1 protein-coding gene is annotated in these 2139 nt (G+C 69.0%); it reads right to left on the reverse strand.

Features of this window, described 5'->3' with window-relative positions; genetic code table 11:
- The coding region (locus tag ACDELDRAFT_RS21620) for a Lon protease family protein (protein WP_005800600.1) at positions 1 to 2139 on the reverse strand (2139 nt) is incomplete at both ends.

Genomic DNA, 2139 nt, shown 5'->3' on the forward strand with positions numbered 1-2139 from the left:
GCAGGCGCGGCGGAAGGCGCGCAGCGTGGCTTCGGCGCGGTGCAGCACGCTGGCAGAGGCTGCGTCTGCGCGCAGGCCGGGCCCCGCTTCCATGCCCGAGCTTTCGCCTGTGAGCAACGCGATGCCGTCGCGCACATGGTCCACGGCATAGATGTGGAAGCGGCCCTGTTCCACGGCCTGTTGAACGCGGCGGTTCAGCATGAGGTGGCGGCGGTTGCGCCCGGGAATCAGCACGCCCTGGCTGCCGTCGAGGCCTGCGGCCTCGCAGGCCAGGAACCAGCCTTCGATCTTCTCGTTGATGCCTCCCACGGGCAGCACCTCGCCATGCTGGTTGAGTGCCCCCGTCACGCCGATGCCCTGGCGCAGTGGCAAGCCCGACAGCGACGACAGCAGCGCATACAGCTCGGCACACGAGGCCGAGTCGCCCTCCACGCCGCTGTACTCCTGTTCGAAGACGATCGAGGCATTCAGGGCCAGTGGCGTGACGTGGCTGAACAGCGCCGTGAGGTAGCTGTGCAGGATCAGCACGCCCTTGTCGTGGATGGGGCCCGACATGTCGACCTCGCGCTCGATGTTGAGCAGGCCCTCGTGCCCGGCGAAGGTGCGGGCGGTGATGCGCACCGGAAAGCCGAAGCGGTAGTCGCCCAGGTCGATCTGCGTCATTGCATTCACCTGTCCGGCCACCGTGCCGTGCAGCGTGATGAGGCGCTCGCCCTCGGTGATCGATTCGTGCAGCTGTTCCTCGGGGTAGTTGTGGCGCAGCGTGCGTGCGTGCAGCGCTGCGTTCACGTCGGGGGCGTCGACCAGTGCGCCGCCGCGGGCCTGGCACAGGGCCGCGCTTTCGATGACCAGGGCCTCGGTATTGCCGAAAAGCGCGCTCTGGCGGTTCTGGTCGTCGGCTTCGCGGTGGGTCTGCTCCAGCAGCAGCGCCACGGCGGCCGGCGCGAAATGCGGCAGGCAGCGCTTTTTGCAGCAATGGGCCACGAAAACCGCCGTGGCGTGGCGCGTGGCGGCGCTGGCCGCGAAGCGCTCGGCAAAGTCCACCTTCACGCGGAAGCGGCGCGCGGTGTCGGGGTCGGCCTCCTGCAGGGCGTAATACTCTTCGACCGAGCCGATCAGCACGATCTTCACATCCGCGTCCACCTCCTCGGGCTGCAGCGCAATGGGCGCTGCGGTGCCGTGTGCGGCCGGGCTGCCGTCGTCGATCTGCAGGCGGCTGCTGCGCAGGAAGCGGCGCAGCCGCGGCCACAAGCCTTCGTCTTCGACGAGATCGCGCAGGTGCAGCACGATGAAGCCGCCGTGGGCCTTGAGCAGGCTGCCCGCGCGGATGCCCGAGAAGTCGGCGTGGGGCGGATCGGTGTCGGTCTGGATGTCGATGGCGCCGAACAGGCTGCGCAGCTGGGGGTTGTCTTCCACGATCACAGGGGCGCCGCTGCGTTCGGCGTTGTCGACGGCCAGGTTCACCTGGCAACGCGCCAGCAGGTCGGCCAGCTGCTGCTTGCGCTCGTCTTCGGCATCGTCGTCGGGGTCACCGGCTTCGAACAGCGCCAGGTGCGCCAGCACTTCGCGCTGGACCTGGTCGAGCCACTGCCCCAGCTTGGCGGCATCCTTGATCTGCTTCTTGAGGGCCTGGCGGATGTCCTGCACCGCGTGTTCGAGCAGGGGCTTGATGGTTTGGCGGCGCAGATTGGCCAGGGCCTCGTCGCGGGCGCGCTCCAGCGGGCGCATGGTTTCGAGAAAGCGGGCGATTTCGGCGCGCAGGGCCTGTTCGGCGGCATCGATCTCGGCGCGTCGCTCGCGCGGCAGGGCCAGTGCCTCGTTTTCGGTGAGCGGATGGCCCTTGTCGCCCGTGAGGGTGAAAACCATGTGGCCGGCCTCGCGCGAGAGACGGAAGTGGCGGGCCTCGGCAAAGGCGTCCAGCGTGGCGAAGGCGCTGGCCTCCTGTGCCTGCCAAGCCTTCTGGATGGCTTCGGCCTCGGCCTTGCAGTCGGGGCCGGCCAGACGCTTGGGGATGTCTGCCTGCAGCGTGCGGGCCATTTCGAGCATGGCCACGCGCAACTGGCGCCCCTGGCCTGGCGGCAGGCGCAGTGCGCGGGGGCGCTCGGGGGTGTCGAAGTTGTGCAGGTAGCACAGGTCTGG

Source organism: Acidovorax delafieldii 2AN, assembly GCF_000175235.1.
Lineage (GTDB): Bacteria > Pseudomonadota > Gammaproteobacteria > Burkholderiales > Burkholderiaceae_C > Acidovorax > Acidovorax delafieldii_B.